Source organism: Bacteroidota bacterium, from assembly GCA_030706565.1.
GTDB lineage: Bacteria > Bacteroidota > Bacteroidia > Bacteroidales > JAUZOH01 > JAUZOH01.
In genome coordinates this window covers 1-7,906 of sequence record JAUZOH010000174.1, presented here as the reverse complement: position 1 = coordinate 7,906, position 7,906 = coordinate 1, and the positions used below count along the sequence as shown (strand labels likewise).

Genomic DNA, 7,906 nt, shown 5'->3' with positions numbered 1-7,906 from the left:
TCCGGTATCCTATACCTATAAAACGATGAGGGGCAGTCTTGAAGATGCCTTTATCACTTCGGGCCGGGGATTGGGAAACACTTACAACGGACATTTACCTTCATTCCGGATAGACTATTTCTTCAATGACCGGAAGCTCCGGTCGCTGGGTTATAAGCGGATAAAGGTGAAAATGTCCGATCATTATCCTATCCTTTGTGATTTCAAGATATATTAAGGCTGCAAATTTTAAAATAGTCATTTATTGGAATTAGTCCCTTCCATCAAATTGGCTTACTGGGTATTTAAAACAATCTGTGAACCGGGGAACTGGACATTTCCATCATCTTCTGCCGTAATATAAACTTTTGTAGGTTTAAGGGTGGCAGCTGTTTTTAAAGAACCTTTCATGGTATGGGACAGTAATTGCCTGGAGCTTTTTATCATCCCGATGTTTTTGGCCGGGCCACTGGCGGTTTCCGTCCAGACCACATAAACTTTTCTGGAGGGCGTCAGCCTTGCAGGCTCCGGTAAATTGATTATCGTTACATTGATGATGAAATTCTCGTTTTTGCTCTTTGTTATTTTTACCGAACCTTCAGCAACCGGCACTACCGGTGAGACCGTAAAAATCATTTTAGTCGCACACGAACTGAACAGGAATGCAGCAAATAGTGCAACAGCCGCTAAATAATAATTTTTCATGATGGTTGGGGTTTTTAGGGTTTAAGAAGATACAAACTCATACTAATTTACTAAATTTGAGTAGAAAGACCAAATAAATATTAATCCTTAAAATGTTACGACGAGCATACTTTTTGTAACCTCAGTGTTAATAGAAATAATGTAAAATATTTTTGGAAAAGTTGGTGTAATCATGGCGAATTAAATTTTCTATGTTATATCTATTTGTGTCAAAAATTTATAACCTCTTCGTTAATGTCTTTTGTTTTCTATTTAAATTGATTATTCCAACGTTTCTTTTCTCATTGATTATTTCTAATTAGTTCATCTTGGTTCTCAGGTATTTGACATTTAATTATTGTCAGATTGTGATATAAACTGAATTGAGTAACTTTTTCAGACTCCTAAATCTTTTTAATAACAGCTCGAATTCTGCATAATGTATCAATGGAATAGTTAACATGGAGTTCATAATAAGCTAACATGAATTTAATAACTAAAGTCTAATCATAAATAAAAAAACAAAAAATGGTAAATGTAATTTTAGTAGATCAATGCCGCATTTTCAGGCAATGCCTGATTAAAATCTGGAAAGATGAACATATCGCCGATGTACTTGCTGACCTAGACAAATTAGATGAATTAGCCGCTGTTTACAAAAGTTTTTCTTCTGATTTGTTGGTTGTGAATATGTCGACTAACAAAGAAGATAGTGTTGATGAAATAAAAAAATTTTTAATGGAGCATAATCAAGTCAAATGCCTTGTGCTGATTCAATTTTTAGATGCAAAATTTTGCCATGCACTGATAGAAGCCGGAGTCAGGGGATATGTACTGATTAGTTCGGGGATTAATGACCTAAATGATGCTGTGAAAAGAGTTGCTTCCGGTCAGATTCTGTTTTCGAATGAGGTACTTAAGGAAGTGGCCGCGCTTTCAAAAAATGATAAATTAATAAGGATTTTATTCACTGAAAGGGAAAAAGAGGTTATCCGTCTGATTTGCGATGGACTGACCAATCAACAAATTGCTGAAAAAATGCATCTTAGCTATGATACCATTAAATGGCACCGTAGTAATATTTTAGAAAAAAGTCATTGTACCAATACCTTATCTCTTTACAAATTTGCCATAGAAAATAAGTTGTATAGACATGAATAAATTCTTATTGCAGGAATATTTTGGCTATATTTACCCGTAATGCATAATAGTGGCTTTTTTGTTATAACTCCTTGTTTTAAAATTATTTGTAAATACTCATGATGAGATGGATGGCGTTTTATATGTAGATGATGATGAATGTAACCTGAAATTATTCACGGCCTATTTGGCAAATGATTATAATGTCCTTACTGCAAAAAATACTGCTGAGGCTTATGAGTTATTGAAAAATAATCCTGTTAAAGTTCTGATTTCTGATCAGCGTATGCCCGGGGAAACCGGAATGGAGTTCATGCAACGGATTAATCCGGAATTTCCTCAGGTAATCAAGATGCTTTTTACCGCTTATGCCGACTATACTTCAATTTCCATGGCCATTAACCAGGGGGGGATATTCCGTTACCTGTTGAAGCCCTGGAATTATGATGAAATGTTTTCCTCCATTCAGTTTGCAATCCGGGAGTATGATTTGCGCAAGGAAAACCAGGATTTGATCCGGCAACTCAAGGTCAAAAATTCCGTCTTGGAAAAGGCTTATACTGAAATACAAAACAGTGAAAATAAATACACAAGGATTTTTGAGTCTTCTTCCGACGGGATGATTGTCATAAGAGATAAAAGAGTGTGTGAAGTCAACAGGGCTTTTATGGATATCGCCGGACAGTTTATCGAACATATTTCAAACGATACCATTTATCAGTTTGTTGAGCTAAACCTCTCGGGAATATTCAAAGAAGGTGATCAAGTCATAGATAAAAAGCCATACCGGGTTATCAAAGAGCTGTTATCGACTCATAAAGAACAGAAATATCTGGAAATAACCTGCCGTTTTTTTGATTCCTACGGCAAACAATATGTACTTATTCTTCTCAGGGATGTTACGGAAAAAGAACTGGTTGAAAAACGACTGATGGAGGCGATTTTCAAAACTCAGGAAGCCGAACATACCCGTTATGCCCAGGAATTGCACGACGGATTGGGGCCGGTTTTATCCGCTGTAAAAATGTATATGGAATGGTTGTGTGATGAACAGCATATACGAAACCGTGAATTGATCCATAAAAATGCAATGTGTGCCCTTGATCAGGCAATTGTTGAAGTGAAAGAAATTGCCAATAATTTAAGTCCCTACGTTTTGCAACGTTTTGGACTGGTCAATGCATTAAAAAATCATGCAGAACATCTGGTTGATACCGGCACAATAGCCATAGATATTCAGTCGAACCTGAAAACTAGATTAGATGCCAATATCGAGGTGATGTTGTATAGAGTTCTTATGGAGTGTGTCAATAATACCTTAAAACACGCCGATGCCAGAAAAATAAATATTTGTTTCGAAAAGTTATCCAATGGCTTATTTGTTTCGTATAATGACGATGGGAAAGGTTTTGATGTAGAAAAGACTTTAGCCGGATCCCATGGAATGGGCTTGATTAATATGCAGAACCGGATCAATTTGTTGGATGGCCATATCAATATCCATTCTGTCATTGGAAAAGGAACTAGTGTCGAAATTATTTTAAGTTTATAACAATGAATAAAAAAATCAGTGTTTTTCTGGTGGATGATCACGATATGTTTCGTGATGGGGTAAAATTATTATTGTCCAGTGAAAATGAGGCAGAAGTTGTAGCCGAAGCACGGAATGGAAAAGAATTTCTGGAAAACTTGGGAAAGATAAATCCGGATATCGTATTGATGGATATTGCCATGCCTGAAATGGATGGAATAGAAGCTTCCAGGCTGGCGCTTGAAAAGAACCCTAACTTAAAGATTCTTGCTTTAACCATGTACGGGGATGAGAAATATTATTACCAGATGATTCAAACCGGTATACAGGGATTTGTTCTGAAGTCCTCCGGTATTAGTGAACTTACCAGGGCTATTTCTGAAGTTTATGCTGGAGGCAATTATTTCTCAAACGAAATTCTGTATAAGATAATTAAGAACGTTAATCAAAATAAGGCAGAGGAAAACAACCCTGAAAATAATTCTCCTGCAAAATTGACAAACCGGGAAATTGATGTTCTTAAACTGATAGTGACAGGACTTTCTAATGAGGAAATTGCAGAAAAACTTACGGTTAGTCTTTCTACAGTAAAATCGCATAGAAGCAGTTTGCTCGCCAAAACCTCTTCCAGAAATACTGCGAGTCTGGTGATGTACGCAATTAAAAATAGCATTGTTGAACCTAACTAAGCAAACGGGCCGGGAAATTTAAATTTTACTTTTGCTCTGGTTTTATAAAGTTGAATGTTTTATGATAAAAATTTACCTGTAATATAATCGGGTCAGAAAATAAAATCCGGAAACCATAAAGGTTTCCGGATTTTCGTGCACCTCTTTTATTACTACTAACCTAATTACTAACTAACTTAGTATTTTTCAAAATTTTCATCGTTTACTTCCGAATTTCCAAGATTAAGGTTTATTCCTTTTCTTTCCGCAGAGGGAATTTGATTTCTCTTGTAATTGTTTTTGGAAGAAATATGAGATAATTTTTGTTTGGTTTCATGAAGTTGTTTGCCAGTATTGAAGAATCCTATGGTCTCCTTGAGCAATTCGGCCTGACTGGCCAGTTCTTCAGAATTGGAGCTCATCTCTTCGGCAGCTGCAGCATTTTGCTGGGTGACCTGTGAGAATTGAACAATTGCCTTGGTGATTTCTTCCGAACCGGTTTTTTGTTCATTACTGGAAACTGCGACTTCCTGGATGAGTTGTGCTGTTTTCTGAATTTCGGGAATAATTTTATCCATTAAATTCTCGGTCTCTTGTGTAATTTTGAGGCTGGTAGACGAGAGTGAATTGATTTCTATTGCTGCATTCTGACTGACTTCAGCCAGTTTGCGGATTTCAGCAGCCACAACAGCAAAACCTTTTCCTTGTTCCCCTGCCCTGGCTGCTTCGATTGCTGCATTGATGGCCAGAATATCCGTCTTGCTGGCAATGTCGTTAATGATTTTGATTTTTTCGGAAATCTGTTTGATGGCATCCAGGCTTTTTGTCGAAGCATTACTTACATCACTCATCCCTTGTACCGCCTTATTGGCTATTTGTTCCGTCTGGTTTGCATTATCGCTGTTCTGTTGAATGGTTGAAGTCATTTCTTCCATCGAAGACGATACTTCCTCTGCAGAGGAAGACTGCTCGCTGACTCCTTCGGATATTTGAACAGCTGCAGTACTCATTTCATTACTGCTGGTAGCTACATTGTGGGCGGCTTCTATGATGCTTGCCACAATTTCGTTCAATCTGGCTACCATATTTGAAAGGGCCAACATCAACTCATCTTTGTCGGATAATCTCTCCAGTGAAACGGTCAGATCCCCGTTTGCTATTAATTTGGCCTTTTCGGTGATCATCATCAGGGCTTTTTCTACTTTCATCAGGGAGGGAATCAGGACATCATTTTCCGATCTTTTCCCTATTTCTTCCAATTCTAACAAATCACATAAATCGCCTTTTGATATATTCGTGGCTATCTGTACCACATGCTTCAAATTGTACTGCAGATTATTGCAGGCTTCGGCCACTTCTGCAAATATCCCTTTATAATTGCTCTCCATCGATAAGGTGTAATCATTAACGGCCATTTTTTGCAAAACATTGTTGGCTTTCACAAGGCCGTTCAACCCTTCTATACATTGATTCATGCTGTCTTTCATCTTTGCGAAATCACCTTCCTGTTCAGTAGTGACTTTCGGCGGAATTATTCCATTTGCAACCTGATCGAAGAAAATTCCACATTTTAAGAGATGTGAATTAACAATATCAATGGCATTATTAAAACCTTCGGGAATTTCTCTAAATTCCTTGTCAATTATAGTTGTATCGGCTCTATGTGATAAATCCCCCTGTGTGGTTGCTGCCGCCATTTTCCCTATTTCTGCTGCCAGGGTTTGAATAATTCCTTTGATATTTGAAGAAATGAACAGTCCTAAAGCAACGGCAAGTGCAAGAGACAAAATAAGAATGGCGCTAAGAATTGTCACTGCACTGTTGGTTTGTTTGATGTTGTCTTTAATGGTCGTTTCTCCCCTGGAAATTTTGTTATCTGTTAAATTTTTAATTGATGTTTCAATATTCTTTACGGAAGTTTTAAAGCCACCAACATTTTGCAATTCGGCATAAGCTTCTTCATCCTTATTGGCTAAAACCAGGTTCCTGAAAGTGCTGTTTTCCGATTTCCAGTTGTTGAATTCTGTTTGAAACTGATTGTATAATTCTCTTCCTTTGTCTGAGGTGATGGATTTTTCATAGTTCTGGGCACTGGTGGACATGTCCTGAATCAGGTTGTCCGACTCATCCAGATATCTCCTGATATTGTCCGTGTTGTTTTCCCTGATCATATCCCGATAAAGAACCCTGACTTTCTGAAAATCGGTAGACATCTTAACCAGTTCACCCAAGGGCATCGTTGATCCATTGTACAAAAACTGATCGTTTTTATTTAATGATTTGAGTTTTGCCGAACCGTACAAACCAATAATTGCCGCCAGCACTGCTACTGCCAGAAAACCAGACAGCAGTTTCTTTTGAATGGTAAAATTTTTAAACATAGGTCGTGATTTTAATGAATGAATAATTATTTTTCTAAAGTTTCGGTTTCTTTGATCGTCTTCAATTCTGTATCTGAAAATGCTTTTTCTACATTCATCAGCATGATGAATTCGTTATTCAGTTTATAAATGCCCTGCAAAAAATCAGCATGAAATTCCTTGCTCATTGTAGGCACAGGTTTAATGTCTTCATCATTGATGGGAATAACATCCTTGACTTTATCAACTATGGCTCCCATGCGGAACATGTCTGAACCTTCAGATACGTCGATAACAATGATGTTATATTTCTCTGATTCCGTTCTTTTAGGGAGGTGGAAACGGGCCCGGGTATCAAAAACCGGGACTACATCGCCCCGGAAGTTGATAATGCCATTGATATATTCGGGGGCGTTGGGTACGGCAGTGATGTGTTCTTCCTGAAGTACTTCAAGAACTTTGGTTACATTCACTGCATATAGATCGCCACAGATTAAAAATGATAAGTAAGTGTTTACCATAGTTTTGTCGTTTGTTTGATTTTATTTAATTTTCTATTTCCTGGTATAATTCGTTGGCATCCAGCATGAATGCCAGACGCCCGTCGCCAAGCTGACTTGCCGAGGTTATACATTTCTGATTTTTAAAGTGTTTGCCCAATGGTTTAAGGACTGACTGATGTGCTCCCACAATGTTGTCGGTGAACAGGGCGATTCGCTTTTCATTGGATTTTAGAAAGATAACTTTGATTATTTTTCCATAAGCCCCTTCAAGTCTGAAAAACTTCCTAAGGTTGATAAACGGAACCATCTGATCTTGATAAGGTAGAGATCCCCGATTACTGTATTGATTGATTTCTTCCAGTGTGATTAAGCGGCACTCTTCGATATCTGAAATGGCTACTGTAAAAAAGGTTTCTTCAACTTTAAAAAGTAAAGTGTCCAGGATAGCAATGGATTGTTGAAGTTTAAGCGTAAATGAAGTACCCGCGCCTTTTTCTGTATCTATTTTGATTTCACCCCTGAGTTCTGAGATTTTTTTCCTGACCACATCCATGCCCACGCCTCGTCCTGAGACTTCACTCAGACTTTTGGCCGTCGAAAAGCCCGGTAAAAAAATCAGGTCCATCAATTCTTGCTTAGTTAGTTCATCAGCAGCTGTAATGATTTTTTTCTCAAGGGCTTTTTGTTTGACTTTATTCAGATCAATTCCTGCCCCGTCATCTTCTATGCGTATTTCTATCTGGCTCCCGGAATTATTTGCAGAAATTTTGATTGTGCCGGTCTCCGGTTTCCCTTTTTCCTTTCTGACTTCAGGGGGTTCAATCCCATGATCGATGCAGTTCCGTATGATATGTATCAATGGCTCATTCAACTGATCTATGGTCCCTTTATCCAGCTCTGCGTCCATGTTTTCGGTAACCAGTTCCACCTTTTTATGGAGTTGCCGGGACAAATCGCGAATCAGGCGCTTAAAGCGCAGGATGGATTCACTTAGGGGCACAAGCCGGATTTCAAAAACATTGTTGCGGAACATCTTTGATA

Annotated in this window: 8 protein-coding genes; 4 read left to right on the top strand and 4 right to left on the bottom strand. The window is 38.0% G+C overall.

Annotated features, from left to right (window positions below):
* Positions 1-217: endonuclease (locus tag Q8907_09880; protein MDP4274574.1), on the top strand; the 217-nt coding region annotated here is incomplete at its 5' end.
* A gap of 56 nt (positions 218-273) precedes the next feature.
* On the opposite strand, the gene Q8907_09875 is transcribed toward Q8907_09880, so the two are convergent.
* A complete protein-coding gene (locus Q8907_09875) occupies positions 274-684 on the bottom strand; it encodes a hypothetical protein (GenBank protein ID MDP4274573.1) in 411 nt (136 codons plus the stop codon).
* Between the two features lie 507 nt (positions 685-1,191).
* Here Q8907_09875 and Q8907_09870 point away from each other — a divergent pair.
* From Q8907_09870 to Q8907_09860, 3 genes are all read left to right on the top strand, one after another.
* Positions 1,192-1,824: a response regulator transcription factor gene (locus tag Q8907_09870; GenBank protein ID MDP4274572.1), complete on the top strand. Its 633-nt coding sequence runs from the start codon at positions 1,192-1,194 to the stop codon at positions 1,822-1,824.
* A 106-nt stretch (positions 1,825-1,930) separates the two neighbouring features.
* Positions 1,931-3,355: a response regulator gene (locus Q8907_09865; GenBank protein ID MDP4274571.1), complete on the top strand. Its 1,425-nt coding sequence runs from the start codon at positions 1,931-1,933 to the stop codon at positions 3,353-3,355.
* Between the two features lie 2 nt (positions 3,356-3,357).
* Positions 3,358-4,023 (top strand): response regulator transcription factor, encoded by a 666-nt coding sequence (locus Q8907_09860; protein MDP4274570.1) that lies wholly within the window; start codon positions 3,358-3,360, stop codon positions 4,021-4,023.
* A gap of 176 nt (positions 4,024-4,199) precedes the next feature.
* Here Q8907_09860 and Q8907_09855 read toward each other — a convergent pair whose 3' ends face one another.
* The 3 genes from Q8907_09855 to Q8907_09845 form a co-directional block, all read right to left on the bottom strand.
* Entirely contained in the window at positions 4,200-6,383 is a 2,184-nt protein-coding gene (locus tag Q8907_09855) for an MCP four helix bundle domain-containing protein (protein MDP4274569.1), read from the bottom strand.
* Between the two features lie 26 nt (positions 6,384-6,409).
* Positions 6,410-6,883 (bottom strand): chemotaxis protein CheW, encoded by a 474-nt coding sequence (locus tag Q8907_09850; protein ID MDP4274568.1) that lies wholly within the window; start codon positions 6,881-6,883, stop codon positions 6,410-6,412.
* A 25-nt stretch (positions 6,884-6,908) separates the two neighbouring features.
* Positions 6,909-7,906 (bottom strand): ATP-binding protein (locus Q8907_09845; GenBank protein ID MDP4274567.1); only part of this gene is annotated, 998 nt, incomplete at its 5' end.